Raw genomic sequence first — 19,863 nt, 5'->3', positions numbered from 1 at the left:
GGCCATTATGGATATACGCGGTTTTCTGTTGTTCTGGTCGGTTTTGACCGCCATCGTCGCGGCGCTCAGCCTTGGGCCGTCTTTCGCCCATGTGCTGGAATCGGTGCCGCGGCTGACCAGATGGCCGCCTTCGCTCTGGCGTGAAACCACTGTCTTTAACGCTCAATTCCGATTCTTCGCGATTGTCGGCGCACCGCTGGACGTGGCGACAATCGTCTGTCCGGGCCTCCTCGCCTGGATGCTGCGCAGCGATCGCCCGGCATTCTGGTGGGTTTTGGCCGCCACCGTGCTCTACCTGATAGCGCTTGGGGCGTGGTTTGCGCTGGTCAAACCGGCAAACGATGTCCTGGCCACTTGGGTACCTGGACCGATCCCGGACAATTTCGAAACTATCCGGAGCCGCTGGGAAACCGGCCATATGGTCGTCACCGGCTTCAAGGCCGTTGGTTTCATAGCGCTCGCAATCGGCCTGCTGTCGATCAGGCGCGGCTGATCCGGTTGCGCACGTCGGCAGCCCTTTTGTTGCGCCGGTCAATGTGCTGTGGCAGAAGCGGCCAAGCCGCCGTCCGGAGATGCGCCTTCTTGAAACCTTTTCGCGACAGACGCCGCGACAGCCGACCGCCCGCAAAAGGCGGGGCGGAGCATGTCCGGCGGCGCGACGCCAGCCCAACCGCCGGTCCGGAGCCTAAACCGCAAGACCGGTCCGAGCCAAAAGCCGCGCCGCGCATGCTCTCGCGCCGCGATGGCGCGCTGCCTGCCGAACATTTGCCGCTGATCCTCGAAGTCGGCCCCAATCAGGACTACGCGCTGCTAGACAGTGGCGCCGGAGAAAAACTCGAGCAATACGGCCCCTACCGCATCGTTCGGCCGGAGGGCCAGGCGATCTGGCAAAAGGCTTTGGCGGCCAGGGACTGGGAACGCGCCGACGCCATTTTCACCGGCGATACCGACGAGGAAGGCATCGGCCGCTGGCGCTTCCCCAAGACGCCGCTCGGCGAGACCTGGCCGATGAAGCATGACGGCATCGAGTATCTCGGCCGCTTCACTTCGTTTCGCCATGTCGGCGTCTTTCCCGAGCAGGCCTCGCACTGGGACCACATGGCCGGACTGATCGCGGCGGCAAAACGGCCGGTGAAGGTGCTGAACCTGTTCGGTTACACCGGCCTAGCCTCCCTGGTGGCGGCGCATGCCGGCGCCGAGGTCACCCATGTCGATGCTTCCAAGAAGGCGATCGGCTGGGCACGCGAAAACCAGGAGATGGCTGGGCTGTCGCAAAAGCCGATCCGCTGGATCGTCGACGATGCCGTGAAATTCGCCGAACGCGAGGAGCGCCGCGGCAGCCGCTACGACATCATCCTGTTCGACCCGCCCGCCTATGGCCGCGGACCGAAAGGCGAGGTCTGGCAGTTGTTCGAGGACCTGCCGGCGCTGACCGATATCTGCCGCGCGATCCTGACGCCGAAGCCGCTCGCCGTGGTACTGACCGCCTATTCGATCCGCGCCTCTTTTTTTGCGATCCATGCCCTGATGCGCGACACCTTCGCCGGCATGGGCGGCACGGTCGAGTCGGGCGAATTGATCATACGCGAGAAATCTGCCGGTCGGGCGCTTTCGACCTCGCTGTTCTCGCGCTGGGTGGCCTGAATGAGTGCGTACGAACGGCACGCAGGCGCGCCAGGGCAGGTGAAGGAAGTCACCAGCCTCGCCAACCCGCTGATCAAGGACATCAAGGCGCTCGCGCTGAAGAAATTCCGTGACCAGCAGAATGCCTTCATGGCCGAAGGCCTGAAGCTGGTCATCGACGCGCTTGATCTCGGCTGGTCGATCAGGACATTGGTCTTCGCCAAGGCCGGACGTGGCAACGCGGCAGTCGAAAAGGTCGCGGCGCGCACGGTCGCCGCCGGCGGCACGGTACTTGAAGTCTCGGAAAAGGTGCTGGTCGCCATCACCCGCCGTGACAATCCGCAAATGGTCGTCGGCGTGTTCTCGCAGAAATTGCTGTCGCTGAAGGACATCCGCGTCGAGGACGGCGACGTCTGGGTAGCACTCGACCGCGTTCGCGACCCCGGCAATCTCGGCACCGTCATCCGCACGGTCGACGCTGTCGGCGCCAGGGGCGTCATCCTGGTCGGCGAGACCACCGATCCCTTTTCGGTCGAGACGGTGCGCGCCACCATGGGCTCGATCTTCGCCGTGCCCGTCGCCAAGGCGCCGCCCGAGGCTTTTCTCGCCTGGCGAAAGAGCTTCCCCGGCCTCGTCGCCGGCACCCATCTGAAGGGTGCGGTCGACTACCGCTCGGTCGATTTTTCAAAAGGCCCGGTGCTTTTGGTGATGGGCAACGAGCAGCAAGGCCTGCCTAACCAGCTTGCCGCAAGCTGCGACAAGCTGCTGCGGATACCGCAGGCCGGCCGCGCCGATTCGCTCAACCTTGCGGTGGCCACCGGCGTCATGCTGTTCGAGATCCGGCGCGACGCGCTGAAGCTCGGCCCGGAGGACGCCAGATCGTGACATCTCAAACCGTGAAACTGCAAACCATGAAGTCCTGGAGGCCGTACGCTCTTCTGGTCGTCGCCGCGATAGCGCTCGACCAGTGGCTGAAATACCTCGTCGAAACCGGCCTTGCCTTTCAGGAACGGCTCGATCTGCTGCCGTTCCTGGCGCTGTACCGCACCTACAACACCGGCATCGCGTTCTCGCTGTTTTCGTCCTTCGGCGACACCGGCCTGGTGGTCGTCGCGGTTCTGGTGGTCGCTTTCGTGCTCTATCTTGCGGCCCGCACGCCGCCCGGCCACCTGCTTGCCCGCATCGGCTTCGCACTGATCGTTGGCGGCGCGCTCGGCAACCTGATCGATCGCGCAATCTACGGCCATGTCATCGACTATGTCCTGTTCCATACGCCGGTCTGGTCCTTCGCCGTCTTCAACCTCGCCGACGCCTTCATTTCCGTTGGTGCCGTGCTGGTCGTCTTCGATGAGCTCATTGGTTGGCGGCGCGGAATGTCGAGCGATTGACCTCACTCGCCTGGCGCCGCACATTCTGATCTGCAAGCCCGAGGAGAAAACATGCCCGAAACCTTCAAAGCCATCCTCGTTTCGCGCGACGCCGAGAAAAACCAGTCGGTCGCGGTGACCGAGCTTACAGAGGCAGACCTGATGGAGGGCGACGTCACCGTCGCGGTCGAGGCGACGACGGTGAACTACAAGGACGGCCTTGCAATTACCGGCAAGGCGCCGGTAATCCGCCGCTGGCCGCTGGTGCCGGGCATCGATTTCGCCGGCACAGTCATCTCGTCCTCCAATCCTGACTGGCGCAAGGGTGACAAGGTCATATTGAACGGCTGGGGCGTCGGCGAGACGCATTTCGGCGCCTTTGCCGGGCGCGCCCGTGTCAAAGGCGACTGGCTGGTGCCGCTGCCGGACGGAATGAGCCCGCATGATGCGATGGCGATCGGCACCGCCGGCTACACCGCCATGCTTTGCGTCATCGGGCTGGAGCGCCACGGCATCGTGCCCGATCGCGGCCCGGTGGTGGTGACCGGCGCTGCCGGTGGCGTCGGCTCGGTCGCGATCTCGATCCTGTCCAGCCTCGGCTATCATGTCATCGCCTCAACCGGCCGCGCTGCCGAAAGCCCCTATCTGATCGACCTCGGCGCCGCGGAAGTGATTTCACGCGACGAGCTTGCCCAGCCGGCAAAACCGCTCGCCAAGGAACGCTGGGCCGGCGGCGTCGATGCCGTCGGCAGCCACACGCTGGCCAACGTTCTGTCGATGACCTCCTATGGCGGCGCCGTCGCCGCTTGCGGCCTCGCCGGCGGCATGGACCTGCCGGCCAGCGTCGCCCCCTTCATCCTGCGCGGTGTCTCGCTGCTCGGCATCGATTCGGTGATGGCACCCAAGGCGGTCCGCCTCGAGGCCTGGCGCCGCATCGGCACCGATCTCGATCACGCAAAGCTTGCCAGTCTGTCGACGAGCATCGGCTTCGACGGCATCATCGGCGCCGCGCATGACATCGTCGAGGGCAAGATCCGCGGCCGTGTGGTGGTGGACATGTGAGCCCCGGGGAAAAAGAGCGCGACCGCTAAAATTCGAACGATCAATCACAACCTTCGATAAGCTCTGTCTGGCAGGAGTTCCGTATGATTGCGGAACCCGGCATCAGAGCGGCGGAACCAGCCGAACGGGCCGACGGGACGGCCCCCGAGGCGCCAGGACGGCAGCTTGTCGCCGCGCCACCGCTGGCGCCGGAATTGCCCGACGCCAACCGCGAAGGCCTGTCCTTCCTGACGCTGGTCGCCATCGTCGTGCTGGCGGGCCTGTCGCATTTGACCGGAGCGCCGATCTTCATCACCATCGGCCTTTTGGCGACAGCCATGGCCGGGCTCGCCATGCATCTGCGCAACAGGCGCACCGAGCGCCGCGCAGTGGCCCTGCTCGATGCCACCACCGCCCGCAGCCGCGCCGAAATCGAGACGCTGGCCGACCGCATGTGGGAGATGCAGGAGAGCGAGGAGCGCTTTCGCGGTCTGATCGATGCACTCGGCGATCTCGTCGTCCACCGCGACCGCGACGGCCACATCGTCTACGCCAACAAGGTTTTCGCCGACCTTGTCGAAACCGACCAGCGCGAGCTGGCCGGCAAGACCCTGGCCGAACTAGGCATCGATGTCGGAATCGTCCCCGACGCCGCCTTTTCCGACCATGAATGCCTGAGTTCCACCGACGTCGCCATTCGCACGCCGGACGGTCCACGCTGGTTCTCTTGGATCGAGCTGTCGGTGCGCGACAAGGACAGCGGCGCCGTTTCGCATCGCGCCATCGCCCGCGACATCACCGCCCGCAAGCGCGCCGAATCCTCGCTGATCACCGCCCGCGAGCGGGCCGAATATGCGAGCCAGGCCAAATCGCGTTTCCTCGCCACCGTCAGCCACGAGATCCGCACGCCGATGAACGGCATCATGGGCATGGCCCGGCTTCTCGCCGACACCAGCCTTTCGCCCGAGCAGCGGACCTATGTCGGCGCCATCTCGACCTCGGCCAGCGCGCTGCTGGCGCTAATCGAGGACCTGCTCGACTACTCCAAGATCGAGGCCGGCCGCTTCGATCCCGAACCGCAGCCGATGTCGGTGCGTGAGATCGCCGACAATGTCGTCGAGCTTTTGGCGGCGCGGGCTTTTGCCAAGGATATCGGCCTCGGCTGTCATGTCGAACCCGACGTGCCGCAGCTGATCACCGCCGACCCCGGCAGGGTCAGGCAGGTGCTGCTCAACCTCATCGGCAACGCCGTCAAGTTCACCGACAGCGGCGGCGTCCTGGCAAGCATCGCCCGCGTCCGCACCGAAACCACCGACCGCATCCGCTTCACCATCACCGACACCGGCCCCGGTCTGCGCGAGGAGGACATGGAGCGCATCTTCGAGGACTTTGAACAGGCTGACGGCACCTCGACCCGTGCGCATGGCGGTGCCGGCCTCGGTCTTGCCATTTCCAAGCGCCTGGTGACCGCCATGGGCGGCACCATCTCTGTTTCGAGCCGCCTTGGCCAGGGATCTGAATTCGTCTTCGAGATTCCCGCTATTTCCGCCGTCGAGGCGCCGCAGATCCGCGAGAACCCGCTGTCGGGCCGGCATGCGGTGATCGTGTCGAAGAACCCGGTCGAGGCCGAAGCCATCGCCCGCACCATTCGCGCCAATGGCGGCACGGTCGATCTGGCCACCGCCGCCGCCCAGGCGACCGCTTTCGCCGAGGGCTGTGACGTGCTGCTGATCGATGCTGCCATGGAGCAAAGCGACGGCAGGCTGCTCAGGCGCCTGCGCCAGAGCGGATTTGCCGAGTGCGAGGCAGTGACGCTGATCGCGCCGACCGACCGCGGCATGCTTGGCGAGTTCCGTGCCAATGGTTACGCCACCTTCCTGGCGAGGCCGGTGCGCGGCGAGACACTGCTGCGCGTGCTTTTGACCAGCCATGCACCGGTCATCGCCGAGCCGCAACTGCAAAGGCGCGGCGCGCAGGCCGGGCATGCCATTGGCGCCCGCCAGCAGGGCCTGTCGGTGCTGATCGCCGAGGACAACGACATCAATGCCATGCTGGCCCGCGCCACGCTGCTGAAGGCCGGGCATCGCGTGAAAGTGGTCGGCAACGGCAAGGCCGCGGTCGAGGCGGTTATCAGCACCGGCCACAAGCACCGCTACGACGTGGTGCTGATGGACTTGCACATGCCTGTCATGGACGGCCTGGACGCCATCGCCGCCATCCGCCGCCATGAGGAGGAGACCGCGGTGCCGCCGGTGCCGATCATGGTGCTGTCGGCCGACAGCCAGGAAAAGACCCGCCATGCCGTGCTCGCTCACGGTGCCAGCGGCTTCGTCACCAAGCCGCTCGACCCCGATGCCCTGGTTCATGCCGTCGAGGGGCAAGTGGCCGCCTGAGGCACAACATAGACGGTTGATAGATTACCCAGCCGACGAAGTATTGCCCGCAGAGCCGTATCACGGTACTGTCACAATCCTGTTGCACCTACACCGTATCCCCGTGCCAAGAGGGATGGCTCGAAGGAGAATCACTCGTGCATACAGTCATGCCGGAATGTGATGCTCGGCCGAACGCCAGCGGGCCTTTGCTCGTCGGCCGGAACGCCGATGCCGTCATAAAAGGCGCATCGCTCGGCCGCATCGGCAATCTCGAAGTGCGGCTCGCCCGCAACGAGGCCGAGATCGCTGCCGCGCAGGAAGTGCGCTACCGGGTGTTCTACGACGAGCTTGGTGCCAGGAAGGACCTGTTCCAGATGCAGGACCGCCGCGATGCCGATCGCTTCGATCCCCTCTGCGATCATCTGCTTGTGTTCGATACTTCGCTTTCCGGCCCCGAGCATCGCCGCATCGTCGGCACCTACCGCCTGCTGCGGCAGGAGATTGCCGCGGCGGCCGGCGGCTTCTATTCCGAAGGCGAATTCGAGCTGACCAAGCTGATCGCGCGGCATCCCGGCCAGCGTTTCCTCGAGCTCGGCCGCTCCTGTGTTCTGCCGGAATACCGCTCGAAGCGCACTATCGAGGCGCTGTGGCAAGGCATCTGGGCCTATATCAACCATTACGGCATCGGCGTGATGACCGGCTGCGCGTCGTTCCACGGCACCGTGCCGGCGGCACATGCCGAGGCGTTGACCTATCTTGCCCACCACTGCCGGACGAATTCATCCTGGGATGTGCGCGCCGTCGCCGGGCGCTATTGTTCCATGGACCTGATGCCGATCGAGGCCGTCAACACCAAGGCGGCGATCGCCGCGATGCCGCCGCTGGTCAAAGGCTATCTGCGCGTCGGCGCGCGCATCGGCGACGGCTGCGTCATCGACCGTGATTTCTCGACGGTCGACGTGTTCGTGGTGATGCCGGTCAAGGAGATCGGTGCCCGCTACGTCAATTATTATGGCGGAGAAGCGCAGCGGTTTGCTGCCTGAGTAGGGGAGAAGGGAACGGCCGGAGTAGGCAAGTGCTCTGCTCTATTTTACCCGACGTAGCGGTATTCCCTACTCCCGTACTGCCCTATTCCCCTACTCCCCCAACTTACGCATCTTTCTCGGCCTGCTCGTTCACCGGCCCCGGCTCCACCGGCGCTTCGCTCGCCACATGCTTGGGGCCGCCCTTGGCGACGCCGACCATGGCCGGCCGCAGCACACGCTCGCCGATCGAATAGCCGGGCTGCACGACCTGCACGACTGTGTTGGCCGGTACGTCGGGATTGGGCACCTCGAACATCGCCTGGTGGAAATTCGGATCGAATTTCTCGCCCTCCGGCTCAAGCTTCTTCACGCCGTGACGTTCAAGCGCCGACAGCATGGCGCGCTCGGTGATCTCGACGCCGTCGATCAGCGCCTTGAAACCGGCATCGCCCGAAGCCTTGGCCTCCTCCGGGATGGCATCCAGGGCACGGCGCAGATTGTCTGACACCGAAAGCATGTCGCGGGCAAAGTTGGCAACCGCATAGGCGCGCGCATCGTGCACGTCGCGGGCGGTGCGGCGGCGCAAATTCTCCATGTCGGCCGCGACGCGCAGCGCGCGATCCTTCAGCTCTTCGTTTTCCTTCAGAAGCCGCACAAGCGCTTCATAGTCGCTGTCGACGCCGCCTTCCCTTGGCTCCGCGGCAGCCTCGGTCTTCTCGGCTTCATCGGGCGCGCGTTCGTCTTTTGCCTGGTCGCTCATCGCCGTTTCCCGTCATTTTCGAATGGTGTGGATTTGCGCCCGATATCGAGGTTTGGCGGCCAAAAATCAAGGGGCAAGCGATACTGCAGCCGCTGGCCACGGCTTGAGGGCGAACAGCAGAGACTTTTCGATTTTAATTCAAACTTTACCGTATCCGACGGCTTTGCTTGCCAGGCTACTACAATGCGGGAACCATTCCTCCTGTGGAAGAGTTTCGAAGCCGACACAGGATTTTGGAAGATGTCCCGCACCAATGGCGAAAAGCGCGACGGGCTCGCCCTCGATATCCGGCGCCAGCTCGGCAATGAGACCACCAAGCGCTTCCTGCGCACCCTGCCGGCATTCCGCACGGAGACGGATATTCCCGACCGCCTGAAGAAATTGCTCGACCGCCTGGATGGCATCGAAACCAACATGGTCGCAGGCGGGCGCCGTCGGTAGGCGCCGTTGCCGGCGACGCGCCCGGCGACTGTGGCCGGGATTCGTCGCATCGCGCGACATTTACCCGCAGTAACTTTGCGTGATCTTCGTCTTGCGGCAGCGCCCTGCTCCGCCTATGTTTCATGATGAACATGATTTCCCCCGAAGCTGTGGCAAACAGCAAGCGCGCCTGGTTGAAAATCCTGTCGCGCTATAAAAAGCCCGACAGGCGTCGCAGCGCCGTCGAACTCGCCATCACCCTCATTCCCTTCGCCACGCTGTGGGCACTGTCCTCGGCCGCCTACGCCTATGGCCACTGGTGGGGTCTGGTCCTCATCCTTCCGGCAGCCGGCTTTCTGGTGCGGATCTTCATGATCCAGCACGATTGCGGTCACGGTTCCTTTTTTGCCAATCGCTATGCCGACGACTGGATCGGCCGTGTGCTTGGCGTGCTGACGCTGACGCCCTACGATTGCTGGCGCCGCGCCCACGCAACCCATCACGCCAGCGCAGGCAACCTCGACGAGCGCGGCACCGGCGACATCAAGACACTGACCGTCGCCGAATACCGGCAACTGTCGTGGCGAGGCCGGCTCGCCTATCGCCTCTATCGCCATCCGCTGGTGATGTTCGGCCTTGGCCCGATATGGATTTTCATGTTCGAGCAGAGACTGCCCCTGGGCATGATGCGGGGCGGTTTCACCCCCTGGGTGTCGTCGATGTCGACCAACCTCGCCATCGCGGTCATCGCCGCGCTGCTCATCTGGTTCGTTGGCCCCGGCGCGTTTCTGGTCGTGCATCTGCCGATCGTCATCCTCGCCGGATCGGCCGGCATCTGGCTGTTCTATGTCCAGCATCAGTTCGAGGAGACGGAGTGGACAAAGGACTCCGAGTGGGAATTCCAGCACGCTGCCCTGCACGGTTCATCCTATTACGACCTGCCGCCGGTGCTGAACTGGATCACCGGCAATATCGGCGTCCACCACGTGCACCACCTTTCGGCCAAGGTGCCGTGCTACCGGCTTCCGGAAGTGCTGAGGGACTATCCGGAATTGCGTGAGATCGGCCGCGTCACGCTCCTCGACAGCCTGCGCTGCGTCAAGCTGGCGCTGTGGGACGAGACCCGCAGCAAGCTGGTATCGTTCCGCGAAGCGCGGATCCCCGTTTAGACACACCGCCGCACCTAAAGCGCGTCGCGCTCGACCGGGCTCACGCGAAGCGCTTTAGGTTCTTGTTTATGCATGCCGTTATCGCAAAACCGCTGAACACTTTTGCGCGACATGCGTTAGGGGTGCGGCAGGCTCCAAAATTCCGAGCTTAAGCCGCCTGGCGTTGGTCGCGCATCAGGATCTCGCCCTGGCGGATCTCGGTGCCCAGCACTTTCAGGCATTCGCGCATGAACGCGGCAAGGCCCGGCCAGCCCTTGGCCGACACCAGATTGCCATCGACATGGGCGCCGGTCGGCGCAACATCGATATAGATGCCGCCGGCCAGCGTGACTTCCGGCTCGCAATATTGCAGTGCCGCGACTTCGCGGCCGCGCACCACGCCGTCGACTGCGATCAGGATCTGCACGCCGTGGCAGATGGTGAAGATCGGCTTTCCCGTCTCATGGAAATGCCGCACCAGCGCCTGCACGCGTTTGTCGATGCGGATATATTCCGGCCCGCGCCCGCCCGCCGCGTAGACGGCATCGTAGTCGGAGGGATTGACCTCGGAAAACGTCTTGTTGAGGATGTAGTCGTGGCCGAGCTTTTCCGTATAGGTCTGGTGGCCCTCGAAGTCGTGCAGCGAGGTCTTCAGGATATCGCCGGCCTTTTTGTCGGGGCAAACGACATGGACGGTGTGGCCGACCGCATGCATGGCCTGTTCAAAGACGAAAATCTCGTACTCCTCGCTGAACTCGCCAACGAGCATCAATATCTTCTTGCCAGCCATACCCGGTTCCTCCCTTGTGGCCACATTTATTCGGATCGCGAAATAATGGGCCTATCCTAAGGCGGAGAGGCGCAAAATAAAAGGCTGAATCGGGAATGTGGTCCGACCAGACAGGCTTCTGGCCCTCTGGAGCAGATCAGCCGGGGCGCACCCGCCGCCAGGAATATTTCGGGCCTTTGGGCTCCGGCTTCACCGCCGGCTGATAGAACAGCGGCAGTCCGCCTGTGCGGCCTTGCTCGAGCCGCTTCAGCAGCACCGGGTGAGAGATCTCGAATTCGTCGAAGCCGAGGCGCAGCATATGCGGCAGCTGGTCGATAAGCACCTGCCCGGTGGCGCGCATGGCGCCGGTGAAGTGGTAACGGCTGCGCAGCAATTCGCCCTTGGAGAAGGAGCGGCCGTCATTGAACGCCGGAAAGGCCAGCGCCACCAACGACAGCTGGTCGAGCAGGCCGGCGATCTTGTCGAGCTGGTCGCCGGGCTGCAGCAGCACGCCGATGCGTTCCTTCGCCGACCGCCGCACCTCCGGATCAAGGCCGAGAAACGCCTGCAGCGGCAGGATGAAGCGGCCATTGCCGACCAGCGCCTCGGCGCTTTCGGCATGAACCCACTCGTCCTCGCGGAACCCATCCGGTGTCCACAGCCGCGTGCCGTTTTCGGCTATCAAGTCGCTCATCAAGAGAATTCCCAAGTCCAAAGATTCTAAAGTGCAAAACACCTCAGGGTGTGTTGAGATTCAGGTCAGGCCTAGCCGGAGCCGAAGGCGGGCGCGAAGCGACCAAAATGGTGGCTTCCAGGAACCGGAGCGGAGCGTACTCTTGGGTACGTGAGCACCGGAAGCGCAGGAATCCGCCGTTTGCAGGCCGGCTGAATATCAATCTACCCTAAAGTGAGGCGTCAGTCAGCGACCTTTCCAACCCCGACAAGTGGATGCCGCATTCGGTCTTGGCGTGCCCGGCCCAGCGGCCGCTGCGCGCGTCGTCGCCCGGTTGCACCGGCTGCGTGCATGGGAAGCAGCCGATCGACAGATAGCCATAGGCGACCAGCGGGTTTTCACGCAGCGCATGTGCGCGCATGTAGCCGGCCTGGTCCGATGTCGTCCAGTGCGCCAGCGGATTGATGCGGATGCGCGAGCCGACCGCCTCGAACACCGGGAGCGCTGCCCGGGTCGCCGCCTGGAAGCGCTTGCGCCCGGTGAACCAGGCGCGGAACGGCTCGACGCCGCGCGCCAGCGGCTCGACCTTGCGCACGTCGCAGCAGGCGTCGGTGTCGGTCTCGTTCAGATTGCCGGTCGGGTCGATCCTTGCCAGCGCCGCATCGTCGGGCCTGATCACCCGGATATCGGTCAGCCCGAAATCGGCGGCCAGCGCGTCACGATAGCCGAGCGTCTCCTCGAAATGCTTGCCGGTGTCGAGAAAGATCACCGGCAGCGTGCGGTCGATCTCGGCGATCATGTGCAGCAGCACCGCCGAATCCGCGCCGAAGGACGAGACGGCGGCGATTTCGCCGTGAAAGAATTCCCGGGTTGACCGCTCGATAATCTCCAGCGGCTTCAGATGGCCGTAGAGCGCGTCGAGACCCGCCGCTTGGGCGGCGATGCCGGCCTCGACGTCGACAATACGGTCAAGCGGCCTTGGCTTCGCCAGCATAGAGCGCCTCCTTGAACGGCGCGGGACCGACACGGCGGTAGGCGTCGATGAATCTTTCGTTTCTGTCCAGCCGAAGCCCGAGATAGGTCTCGACGATCTGCTCGATGGCATCGGTGATCTCTTCCGAACTGAAGCCGCGGCCGATGATCTCGCCGACCGAGGTGTTCTCGTCGGCCGAGCCGCCGAGCGTCACCTGGTAGAGCTCGGCGCCTTTCTTCTCGACCCCGAGAATGCCGATATGGCCGACATGGTGATGGCCGCATGCATTGATGCAGCCGGAAATCTTCAACTTCAATTCGCCGATCTCGCGCTGGCGCTCCAGTGAGGCGAAGCGCCGCGAGATTTCCTGCGCCACAGGAATCGAGCGCGCCGTCGCCAGCGCGCAATAATCGAGGCCGGGGCAGGAGATGATGTCGCTGATCAGGTTCGAATTGGCCGTCGCCAGCCCCATATCGACAAGCGCGTCATAGACCGCTTTGAGGTCGGCCCGCGCGACATGCGGCAGGATCAGGTTCTGCTCGTGGCTGACGCGCAGCTCGTCGAATGAATATTTTTCGGCAATGTCGGCGACCGCTTCCATCTGGCTGTCGGAGGCATCGCCCGGCGTCTCGCCGATGCCCTTGAGCGAGATGGTCACCGCCGCGTAGTCGGGATGGCGATGGGTGACCACATTCTGGTCCAGCCATTCGGAAAAGCTCTTGGAGTCGAGGCGGGCAAGCTTGACCGCCTCGTCGCCTTCCGGCCGATCGACAAGCGGAGGCGGCGCGAAATAGGCATCGATGGCGCGGATGTCTTCTTCCGGCAGCCTCAGCTCGGCGTCCTTCAACTCCTGCCATTCGGCCTCGACCTGGCGGGTGATCTCCTCGACGCCGGTCTCATGGACCAGGATCTTGATGCGCGCCTTGAACTTGTTGTCGCGACGGCCGTAGAGGTTGTAAACGCGCAGGATCGCCGTGCAGTAGGACAACAGATCTGCTTCGGGCAGGAAATCGCGGATCTTCTTGGCGACCATCGGCGTGCGGCCCTGGCCGCCGCCGACATAGACGGCGAAACCAAGCTCGCCGGCGGCGTTCTTCTTCAGGTGCAGGCCGATGTCATGCGTCTGGATGGCGGCGCGGTCGCGCTCGGCGCCGGTCACCGCGATCTTGAATTTTCGCGGCAGGAACGAGAATTCCGGATGCACCGAGGACCATTGCCGCAGGATTTCGGCATAGGGACGCGGATCGGCAACCTCGTCAGCGGCGGCGCCGGCGAAGTGGTCGGCGGTGACGTTGCGAATGCAGTTGCCGCTGGTCTGGATGGCGTGCATCTCGACGCTTGCCAGATCGGCCAGGATCGCCGGGATGTCCGACAGCGCCGGCCAGTTGAACTGGATGTTCTGGCGCGTCGTGAAATGCCCATAGCCCTTGTCGTATTTGCGGGCGATGTGGCCGAGCATGCGCAGCTGCTTGCTGTTCAGCGTGCCGTAGGGCACCGCGATGCGCAGCATATAGGCATGCAGTTGCAGATAGACGCCGTTCATCAGCCGAAGCGGCCGGAACTGGTCCTCGGTGATCTCGCCGGCAAGGCGCCGCGCGACCTGGTCGCTGAACTCGGCGACGCGGGCCTTGACGAAATCGTGGTCGAACTCATCGTAACGGTACATATTCAGGTCTTTCCGGGCGCGTCCGCCCGTTATTTTCTTCGTTCGAGCATGATCGGGATCATGCTTGTGTCATCTATGCCGCGCGCGCGGCATGCGGACGGGCCTGCTTGCCCAGATCGTTGCGGGTGGTTGGGCCGGCAGCACGGATCTTTTCGCGCAGCCGGACCGCTTCGACAGTGCCGTTGGCCACGGTCACGTCGATCAGGTTGACGTCGACCACTTCGTTGGCGGCGGAGGCCTTGGCGCCGATCGCCTCCAGCCGGTCCTCGGCCGCCTTGTCATGGGCGATATCGGCATGGTCGATGGTCTCGGCCCAGCCGCCATTGGCGTACCAGACGGCTATGCCGTCGGCGAGGCGGTTCGCGGTCAGCACTTTCATTGGTTCACTCCTTGCGCCGCAGCACGGGCCACGCTTTGCTGCCTGTGTGCCGCCAGCGGCTCGGACCGTTCGAAATTGGCGCCGGCCACCGCGTCGCCGATGATGGTCATCACCGGGCCGCTAAGGTCGGCGCGCGCCTCCAGCGACGGCAGGTCGGCGAGTGTGCCGTGGAAACGGCGGCGGTTGGCAAGGCTGGCATTCTCGACCACGGCGACGGCCGTATCCGGCGACAGGCCGGCTTCGATCAGCCGGCCGGCGACCTCGGCGGCGACCGAGCGGCCCATATAGACGGCGACCGTCGCGCCGGAAATGGCGAGCTTTGCCCAGTCGGGCAGCGAATTGCCCTTGAGGTCATGGCCGGTGGTGAACACCATCGACGACGACACGCCGCGCAGCGTCAGCGGCAGTTCGAAATCGGCGGCGGCGGCGAAGGCGGCGGTGACGCCCGGAACCACTTCGTAGGCGACGCCGGCATCGCGAAGCGCCGCCATCTCCTCGCCGGCCCGGCCGAACACCAGCGGGTCGCCGGACTTCAGCCGCACGACACGCTTGCCGGCGTGGCCAAGCTCGACCAGCAACGCATTGATCTCGGCCTGGCTCTTGGAATGGCAGCCCTTGCGCTTGCCGACCGGCAGGCGCTCGGCATCGCGGCGGCCCATGGCGACGATCGCCTCCGGCACCAGCGCGTCATGGACGATCACGTCGGCTTCCATCAGCAGGCGATGGGCGCGCAGCGTCAAAAGGTCCTCGGCGCCTGGACCGGCGCCTACAAGCGCGATATGGCCCGATGCCGGTTCTTTCGAAAGCAGCAGGCCGACGGCCGCATCATGCGCCTGCGAAAGCTCGCCGGCCTCGACAGCGCGGGCTGGCGCGCCGCCAAAGAAATCGCTCCAGAAGCGGCGGCGGGCATTGCCTTTCGGCAGCAGTTTTTCGGCCGCGCCGCGAAACGAGGCGGCGAGCGCTGCGAGCGGACCGAGCGACGGCGACAGCATGCGGTCGATGCGGCTGCGCAGCATCTGCGCCAGCACCGGGCCGGCACCTTCCGTGCCGATGGCAATGGCGACCGGCGCGCGGTTGACCAGTGCCGGCGTGAAGAAATCGCATAGCTCCGGCCGGTCGACGGCATTGACCGGAATGCCCAGCCGGCGCGCATCCCCGGCAACGCGGCGATCGAGCGCCTCGTCGCCGCTGGCGGCAAACACCATCACCGCCCCATTGAGATGTGCTGCATCATAGGCGTCGGCGATGTGGGCGGCCCCCGTCTCGGCGATAAAGGCCAGCAGCTCCGGGCTTGTTTCATCGCTGACGATGCGCAGCACAGCGCTCGACTGCGCGAGCAGCCGCGCCTTGGCCAGCGCTTCCTCTGCGCCGCCGACGATGGCTATGGCTTCGCCCTCGACCCGCATGAAGACGGGAAAGGCATTGAGCTTGGGCGTGGCTTGCGGCATGACGAGCGGAATCCTGGAACCGTTTGTCAGTTCTACGCGGGGGCGCGAAAAACCAGAAGGCACCCACTCGCGCATCGCTTCGTAGCAGGCAATCTCTTTTCTGCAAGCACGAAGGCCAAGAGAAAAATATTCCACATTCAAATGCGGAGCAGATTGAAGCTGCTGTTGCAGCCCTTGATCCGCTGCCTTTTTAGCGGCCGGAGGAGCTAACCACAAACCAGATTTTTCTAAATTCTATCAATTTAGTAGATTAAGCCGCCGGATGCTGACCGAGCGATCGACGGCAGCCCCGCACTCTCGCCGACCCCTGTCGGAGCACCGGGTCCGAGTGCCGGAACATTCCCGCCTTGGTACGCGTTTGCCCTATGGACCCGGGCCGGTCACAGCCCTGCAGCAAAGGCCCGGCGATGGGTTCGAAAATCAAAAAGGAGCGCCCCCATGAGCAACGTCAGACTGAAACGCGGACTATGGATCGTGGTGGCAGATGGCGAAAAGGCGCTGTTCCTCGAGAACCGTGGAGACGTCCAATATCCCGATCTTCAAGTCGTGCACGAGATGGAGCAGGAAAATCCGGCAACCCGAGAACAAGGCACGGACCGCCCCGGCCGCTACAGCGACGGCCCTTCCGTCCACCGCAGTGCGGTCGAGGACACCGACTGGCACCGTCTCGGCAAGGAGCGTTTTGCCGAAGAGATTGCCGACAGGCTCTACAAGCTCGCGCATCGCGGCACATTCAAGGAGATCGTGCTGATCGCGCCGCCGCCGGTGCTGGGCGACATGCGCAGGAAACTGCACAAGGAGGTCACCGACAAGTTAACGGCCGAAATTCCCAAGACGCTGACCAACCACAGCATACCCGATATCGAGAGCCTGCTGCAGGCGAGCTGATCGGGCATCGGCGGCGTGCAATTTCCTTACTAATCCCAGGCTGGAGCAGGTCCTCCCGTGAAGGATGGGGAGAGGGGGTCGCAAGCGCTGGGGTTCCCCCTTCTCCCCGTTCTTCACGGGGGAAGGTGCCTGGCCGGCGGGATGAGGGGCAGCGCCGACAATTGACAAAACTCAGCCGCTCAAACGTGCTGGCCGCCGTTGATGTGAATTTCCGAGCCGGTCACGTAGGACGCCTGCTGCGAGCACAGGAAGAAAATGATGTCGGCAACTTCCGCCGTGGTGCCCAGCCGCCTCAGCGGGATCGTCTCGACGATTTTTTCTGTGCCCGGCGACAGGATCGCCGTATCGATCTCGCCCGGCGCAATCGCATTGACGCGGATGCCGTGCGGGCCGAAATCATGCGCCATTTCGCGGGTCAGCGAGCCGAGCGCCGCCTTCGATGTCGCATAGGCGGTGCCGGCGAAAGGATGCACGCGGGTGCCGGCGATCGAGGTGACGTTGACGATCGAGCCCTTGGCCGATGCCAGTTCCTTGAACAATCCCCGCGCCAGCATGATCGGGGCGAAGAAATTCACCTGGAAGACGTCGCGCCAGACATGCATCGGCGTGTCGATCGAGTTCATGCGGCTGTTGCCGTCCTTGAGCTTCGGCGAGATGCCGGCATTGTTGACCAGCGCATGCAGCTGGCCGCCATGTGCTTCCAGGCGGTGGCGAATCTCGGAGATCGCGATGCCGACATCCTCCTGGTCGGCGAGATCGACCTTGATATGGTCTTCCGGGCCGGCCGGCCACGGGCAGTCCTCGGCAAAGGCCTGGCGCGAGCAGGTGATGACGCGCCAGCCTTCGCGTGAAAAGCGCTTGACCGTGGCATGGCCGATGCCGCGGCTGGCGCCGGTCAGCACGATCGTCTTTCTGGTGTCGAGTTCAGCCATGTCGCTTGTCTCCAGGCGGACATGTAGCGGAACACGGTCGCGGTTGCGAGGGGGATCAGCCTCAGCCGCCCGTCAGAATATCCAATATCGAGGTCTGCCGCTTCTTGACCGGGCCGCCGACTTCGCCGGGCGGCACCGGGTGCTTGATCGATGCGGTGGCGCTGTCGACGCCCGGCATGGCCAGCCCGCCGGCATCGACCGTCTCGGCAGGACGCACGGGACGCGAGGCCGGCTGGGTAGCTGCTGTTGGGGGCGCCGATTGGCCGACGGAAGCGACCGGCGCCGGCGGCGCCGTGTCGGACGGTATGTCATCCGGGACGATGGTGTCGGGCGGCGTCGATTTCCAGGTTCCAGGCAGCGGCCGCACCGGCACGCCCTCATGCGCGGCGACCATGAACTCGTGCCAGGCCTGCGCCGGCAGCGCGCCGCCGGTGACCTTCTTCATCGCGCTGCCGTCATCGTTGCCGAACCAGACGCCGGTGGTCAGATTGGCTGTATAGCCGATGAACCAGGCGTCGCGCGAATTCTGGCTGGTGCCGGTCTTGCCGGCCGCCGGCCAGGCGAACGCCGCCTTCCTGGCAGTGCCGATCTCGACCGTGCCGGTCATCATCGAGTTCATCATACCGACGACGTCGGGCTTGACGACGCGCGGCGCACCGCCGCCATTGTTTTCGTAGAGCACCTTGCCGTCACTCGTCGTGACCCGGCGGATGAAATGGATGTCCGGCTTGTAACCGCCATTGGCGAAGGGAACATAGGCCGAGGTCAGTTCCAGCGGCGTCACTTCCGAGGTGCCCAGCGCGATCGAGGTGTTGGCCGTCAGCTCGGACTGGATGCCCATGCGGTGCGCCGCCTCGACCACCGCATTCGGCCCGACTTCCATGGTCAGCTGCGCGGCCACCGAGTTCAGTGATTTTGCCAGCGCCGTCGCCAGCGTCACCTTGCCGAAATATTTGCCGCCGTAATTGTCGGGCGTCCAGTTGCCGATCTTGATCGGCGCGTCGTTGCGCACGCTGTCGGGCGTGCGGCCGGATTCCAGCGCCGCCATATAGACGAACGGCTTGAACGCCGAGCCCGGCTGCCGGCGCGCTTCCGAGGCGCGGTCGAACTGGCTGGTCGAATAGTCGTAACCGCCGACCATCGCGCGCACCGCGCCGGAATTGTCGATCGACACCAGCGCGCCCTGGCTGACATTGAGTTTTTTGCCGCTCTGGTCGATCAGCCGGCGGATCGATTGCTCGGCGAGCTTCTGCAGCGTCAGATCGACGGTCGTGTCGACGACGATATCGCGGCGCACGTCGCCGATCAGGTCGGGCAGTTCTTCCATGATCGTATCGGCGACGTAGTTTTCCGAGCCGGTCCAGTACGACGGCGCGCGCGTCGCCGGCGCGCTCATTGCCGTGGTCTGCTCCTTGGCGCTGATCTTGCCCTCGTCGCGCATCGCAGCGAGCACCAGCTGCGCGCGCTGCTCGGCCGCCTTCGGGTCGCGCGCCGGCGACAGCCGCGACGGCGCCTTGAGCAGGCCGGCGAGAAGTGCCGCCTCCGACAGCGTGACGTCACGCGCGCTCTTGCCGAAATAGCGGCGCGAGGCTGCTTCGACACCATAGGCGCCAGAGCCGAAATAGACCCGGTTGAGGTACATTTCGAGGATCTGGTCCTTCGTATGCTTGTGCTCCAGCCACAGCGCCAAGAGCACTTCCTGCACCTTGCGTTCCAGCGTGCGGTCCGGCGTCAGGAACAGGTTCTTGGCCAGCTGCTGGGTCAGCGTCGAGCCGCCCTGCGAAAAATGCCCGCCCAGCACATTGGTCACCATGGCCCGGGAAAGGCCGATCGGGTCGATGCCGAAATGCGAATAGAAGCGGCGGTCTTCGATGGCGATGACGGCCTCGGGAATATAGGGCGACATTTCGTGCAGGCCGACGGCCTCGCCGCCGCTCATGCCGCGATTGCCAAGCAGCTGGCCGTCGACCGAGACGATCTTGATGTTGGGGGCGCGATCGGGAATGGCCCAGGTGGTGGCCGCCGGCATTTTCGCGCCGTAATAGACGACGATGCCGGCAGTGGCGATGCCGCCCCAGATGGCCAGCACGAAGCACCAGTAGAACAGCCGGCCAAGCACGCCGAACACACCGCGCCGGCTCTTGCCGCGCCCGCCACGAGACGGCTTGGCCTTGGTCGATTTGCGCTTTGCAGCGGCTTTACGGTTGCTCGGCACGACGCGGTCCTCCTCGCTCACCGAAAAACCGGCCGAGGATCTCGCCCCTGGCGATGCCTCGAAGCTGGGCTCGATGCGGTTGTCTTTCCGGTTCGCCATGCGCTGTGCTGTCTTCCCCATGCCTATGGCGTTCGGGTTGAAGACTAGATGCGGCGATTTAA

Annotated in this window: 19 protein-coding genes; 10 read left to right on the top strand and 9 right to left on the bottom strand. The window is 64.3% G+C overall.

Annotated elements, in window-relative coordinates:
• The first annotated feature begins 7 nt into the window (after positions 1 to 7).
• The 7 genes from NKI79_RS03110 (at position 8) to olsB (ending at position 7,449) form a co-directional block, all read left to right on the top strand.
• A complete protein-coding gene (locus tag NKI79_RS03110; RefSeq protein WP_352799803.1) occupies positions 8 to 493 on the top strand; it encodes an anthrone oxygenase family protein in 486 nt (161 codons plus the stop codon).
• Between the two features lie 89 nt (positions 494 to 582).
• Positions 583 to 1,644, top strand: a complete 1,062-nt coding sequence (locus NKI79_RS03105; RefSeq protein WP_352799801.1) for an RsmD family RNA methyltransferase — start codon at positions 583 to 585, stop codon at positions 1,642 to 1,644.
• Positions 1,645 to 2,508: a TrmH family RNA methyltransferase gene (locus NKI79_RS03100; RefSeq protein ID WP_352799799.1), complete on the top strand. Its 864-nt coding sequence runs from the start codon at positions 1,645 to 1,647 to the stop codon at positions 2,506 to 2,508.
• Positions 2,509 to 2,534: 26 nt separating this feature from the next.
• Positions 2,535 to 3,011 carry a signal peptidase II gene (lspA, locus tag NKI79_RS03095; RefSeq protein WP_352506692.1) on the top strand — a complete coding sequence of 159 codons (477 nt, stop codon included), beginning with the start codon at positions 2,535 to 2,537 and terminating at the stop codon, positions 3,009 to 3,011.
• A gap of 51 nt (positions 3,012 to 3,062) precedes the next feature.
• Complete coding sequence (gene acuI / locus NKI79_RS03090) at positions 3,063 to 4,052, top strand: acrylyl-CoA reductase (NADPH) (RefSeq protein ID WP_352799797.1); 990 nt, start codon at positions 3,063 to 3,065, stop codon at positions 4,050 to 4,052.
• 83 nt (positions 4,053 to 4,135) lie between these two features.
• The gene (locus NKI79_RS03085) at positions 4,136 to 6,424 is read left to right on the top strand and encodes a hybrid sensor histidine kinase/response regulator (RefSeq protein WP_352799795.1); all 2,289 of its coding nucleotides are present in this window, start codon (positions 4,136 to 4,138) and stop codon (positions 6,422 to 6,424) included.
• Between the two features lie 149 nt (positions 6,425 to 6,573).
• The gene (gene olsB / locus NKI79_RS03080) at positions 6,574 to 7,449 is read left to right on the top strand and encodes a l-ornithine N(alpha)-acyltransferase (RefSeq protein ID WP_352800171.1); all 876 of its coding nucleotides are present in this window, start codon (positions 6,574 to 6,576) and stop codon (positions 7,447 to 7,449) included.
• A gap of 106 nt (positions 7,450 to 7,555) precedes the next feature.
• On the opposite strand, the gene grpE is transcribed toward olsB, so the two are convergent.
• Positions 7,556 to 8,191, bottom strand: a complete 636-nt coding sequence (grpE, locus tag NKI79_RS03075; protein WP_352799793.1) for a nucleotide exchange factor GrpE — start codon at positions 8,189 to 8,191, stop codon at positions 7,556 to 7,558.
• 240 nt (positions 8,192 to 8,431) lie between these two features.
• Between grpE and NKI79_RS03070 the strand changes: the two genes are divergently transcribed.
• Both NKI79_RS03070 and NKI79_RS03065 read left to right on the top strand, forming a co-directional pair.
• A complete protein-coding gene (locus NKI79_RS03070; RefSeq protein WP_352799791.1) occupies positions 8,432 to 8,632 on the top strand; it encodes a hypothetical protein in 201 nt (66 codons plus the stop codon).
• A gap of 125 nt (positions 8,633 to 8,757) precedes the next feature.
• Positions 8,758 to 9,780, top strand: a complete 1,023-nt coding sequence (locus NKI79_RS03065) for a fatty acid desaturase (protein WP_352799789.1) — start codon at positions 8,758 to 8,760, stop codon at positions 9,778 to 9,780.
• A 148-nt stretch (positions 9,781 to 9,928) separates the two neighbouring features.
• Here NKI79_RS03065 and NKI79_RS03060 read toward each other — a convergent pair whose 3' ends face one another.
• From NKI79_RS03060 to cysG, 6 genes are all read right to left on the bottom strand, one after another.
• Positions 9,929 to 10,549: a DJ-1/PfpI family protein gene (locus NKI79_RS03060; RefSeq protein ID WP_352476396.1), complete on the bottom strand. Its 621-nt coding sequence runs from the start codon at positions 10,547 to 10,549 to the stop codon at positions 9,929 to 9,931.
• A gap of 136 nt (positions 10,550 to 10,685) precedes the next feature.
• The gene (locus NKI79_RS03055) at positions 10,686 to 11,222 is read right to left on the bottom strand and encodes a DUF934 domain-containing protein (protein WP_254816801.1); all 537 of its coding nucleotides are present in this window, start codon (positions 11,220 to 11,222) and stop codon (positions 10,686 to 10,688) included.
• A gap of 208 nt (positions 11,223 to 11,430) precedes the next feature.
• On the bottom strand, positions 11,431 to 12,195 hold the full coding sequence (locus tag NKI79_RS03050; protein WP_352506614.1) for a phosphoadenylyl-sulfate reductase: 765 nt from the start codon (positions 12,193 to 12,195) through the stop codon (positions 11,431 to 11,433).
• Positions 12,170 to 13,840 (bottom strand): nitrite/sulfite reductase, encoded by a 1,671-nt coding sequence (locus NKI79_RS03045; RefSeq protein WP_352799786.1) that lies wholly within the window; start codon positions 13,838 to 13,840, stop codon positions 12,170 to 12,172. The genes NKI79_RS03050 and NKI79_RS03045 overlap by 26 nt, the downstream gene beginning before the upstream one ends.
• Before the next feature lie 73 nt (positions 13,841 to 13,913).
• Positions 13,914 to 14,219, bottom strand: coding sequence for a DUF2849 domain-containing protein (locus NKI79_RS03040; protein WP_352702663.1), 306 nt, complete (start codon positions 14,217 to 14,219; stop codon positions 13,914 to 13,916).
• Positions 14,216 to 15,667: a siroheme synthase CysG gene (cysG, locus tag NKI79_RS03035; protein ID WP_352799784.1), complete on the bottom strand. Its 1,452-nt coding sequence runs from the start codon at positions 15,665 to 15,667 to the stop codon at positions 14,216 to 14,218. Before cysG ends, NKI79_RS03040 begins: the two co-directional genes overlap by 4 nt.
• A 438-nt stretch (positions 15,668 to 16,105) precedes the next feature.
• Here cysG and NKI79_RS03030 point away from each other — a divergent pair, with 438 nt between their 5' ends.
• Complete coding sequence (locus tag NKI79_RS03030) at positions 16,106 to 16,555, top strand: baeRF12 domain-containing protein (RefSeq protein WP_352649543.1); 450 nt, start codon at positions 16,106 to 16,108, stop codon at positions 16,553 to 16,555.
• Positions 16,556 to 16,734: 179 nt separating this feature from the next.
• Here NKI79_RS03030 and NKI79_RS03025 read toward each other — a convergent pair whose 3' ends face one another.
• Together NKI79_RS03025 and NKI79_RS03020 are read right to left on the bottom strand one after the other, a co-directional pair.
• The gene (locus NKI79_RS03025) at positions 16,735 to 17,487 is read right to left on the bottom strand and encodes an SDR family NAD(P)-dependent oxidoreductase (protein ID WP_254816795.1); all 753 of its coding nucleotides are present in this window, start codon (positions 17,485 to 17,487) and stop codon (positions 16,735 to 16,737) included.
• A gap of 61 nt (positions 17,488 to 17,548) precedes the next feature.
• Positions 17,549 to 19,801 (bottom strand): transglycosylase domain-containing protein, encoded by a 2,253-nt coding sequence (locus tag NKI79_RS03020; RefSeq protein WP_352799782.1) that lies wholly within the window; start codon positions 19,799 to 19,801, stop codon positions 17,549 to 17,551.
• Positions 19,802 to 19,863 lie beyond the last annotated feature (62 nt).

It is taken from the genome of Mesorhizobium sp. M0340 (assembly GCF_040321535.1).
Lineage (GTDB): Bacteria > Pseudomonadota > Alphaproteobacteria > Rhizobiales > Rhizobiaceae > Mesorhizobium.
This window is presented reverse-complemented; position numbering and strand designations above follow the sequence as displayed.

What these genes read in the sequence shown, in the direction of transcription:
- NKI79_RS03110 (WP_352799803.1), top strand. Translation starts at nt 8, where the DNA reads ATGGATATACGCGGTTTTCTGTTGTTCTGGTCGGTTTTGACCGCCATC.
- NKI79_RS03100 (WP_352799799.1), top strand. Translation starts at nt 1,645, where the DNA reads ATGAGTGCGTACGAACGGCACGCAGGCGCGCCAGGGCAGGTGAAGGAA.
- lspA (WP_352506692.1), top strand. Translation starts at nt 2,535, where the DNA reads ATGAAGTCCTGGAGGCCGTACGCTCTTCTGGTCGTCGCCGCGATAGCG.
- acuI (WP_352799797.1), top strand. Translation starts at nt 3,063, where the DNA reads ATGCCCGAAACCTTCAAAGCCATCCTCGTTTCGCGCGACGCCGAGAAA.
- NKI79_RS03085 (WP_352799795.1), top strand. Translation starts at nt 4,136, where the DNA reads ATGATTGCGGAACCCGGCATCAGAGCGGCGGAACCAGCCGAACGGGCC.
- olsB (WP_352800171.1), top strand. Translation starts at nt 6,574, where the DNA reads ATGCCGGAATGTGATGCTCGGCCGAACGCCAGCGGGCCTTTGCTCGTC.
- grpE (WP_352799793.1), bottom strand. Translation starts at nt 8,191, where the DNA reads ATGAGCGACCAGGCAAAAGACGAACGCGCGCCCGATGAAGCCGAGAAG.
- NKI79_RS03070 (WP_352799791.1), top strand. Translation starts at nt 8,432, where the DNA reads ATGTCCCGCACCAATGGCGAAAAGCGCGACGGGCTCGCCCTCGATATC.
- NKI79_RS03065 (WP_352799789.1), top strand. Translation starts at nt 8,758, where the DNA reads ATGAACATGATTTCCCCCGAAGCTGTGGCAAACAGCAAGCGCGCCTGG.
- NKI79_RS03060 (WP_352476396.1), bottom strand. Translation starts at nt 10,549, where the DNA reads ATGGCTGGCAAGAAGATATTGATGCTCGTTGGCGAGTTCAGCGAGGAG.
- NKI79_RS03055 (WP_254816801.1), bottom strand. Translation starts at nt 11,222, where the DNA reads ATGAGCGACTTGATAGCCGAAAACGGCACGCGGCTGTGGACACCGGAT.
- NKI79_RS03050 (WP_352506614.1), bottom strand. Translation starts at nt 12,195, where the DNA reads ATGCTGGCGAAGCCAAGGCCGCTTGACCGTATTGTCGACGTCGAGGCC.
- NKI79_RS03045 (WP_352799786.1), bottom strand. Translation starts at nt 13,840, where the DNA reads ATGTACCGTTACGATGAGTTCGACCACGATTTCGTCAAGGCCCGCGTC.
- NKI79_RS03040 (WP_352702663.1), bottom strand. Translation starts at nt 14,219, where the DNA reads ATGAAAGTGCTGACCGCGAACCGCCTCGCCGACGGCATAGCCGTCTGG.
- cysG (WP_352799784.1), bottom strand. Translation starts at nt 15,667, where the DNA reads ATGCCGCAAGCCACGCCCAAGCTCAATGCCTTTCCCGTCTTCATGCGG.
- NKI79_RS03030 (WP_352649543.1), top strand. Translation starts at nt 16,106, where the DNA reads ATGAGCAACGTCAGACTGAAACGCGGACTATGGATCGTGGTGGCAGAT.
- NKI79_RS03025 (WP_254816795.1), bottom strand. Translation starts at nt 17,487, where the DNA reads ATGGCTGAACTCGACACCAGAAAGACGATCGTGCTGACCGGCGCCAGC.
- NKI79_RS03020 (WP_352799782.1), bottom strand. Translation starts at nt 19,801, where the DNA reads ATGGCGAACCGGAAAGACAACCGCATCGAGCCCAGCTTCGAGGCATCG.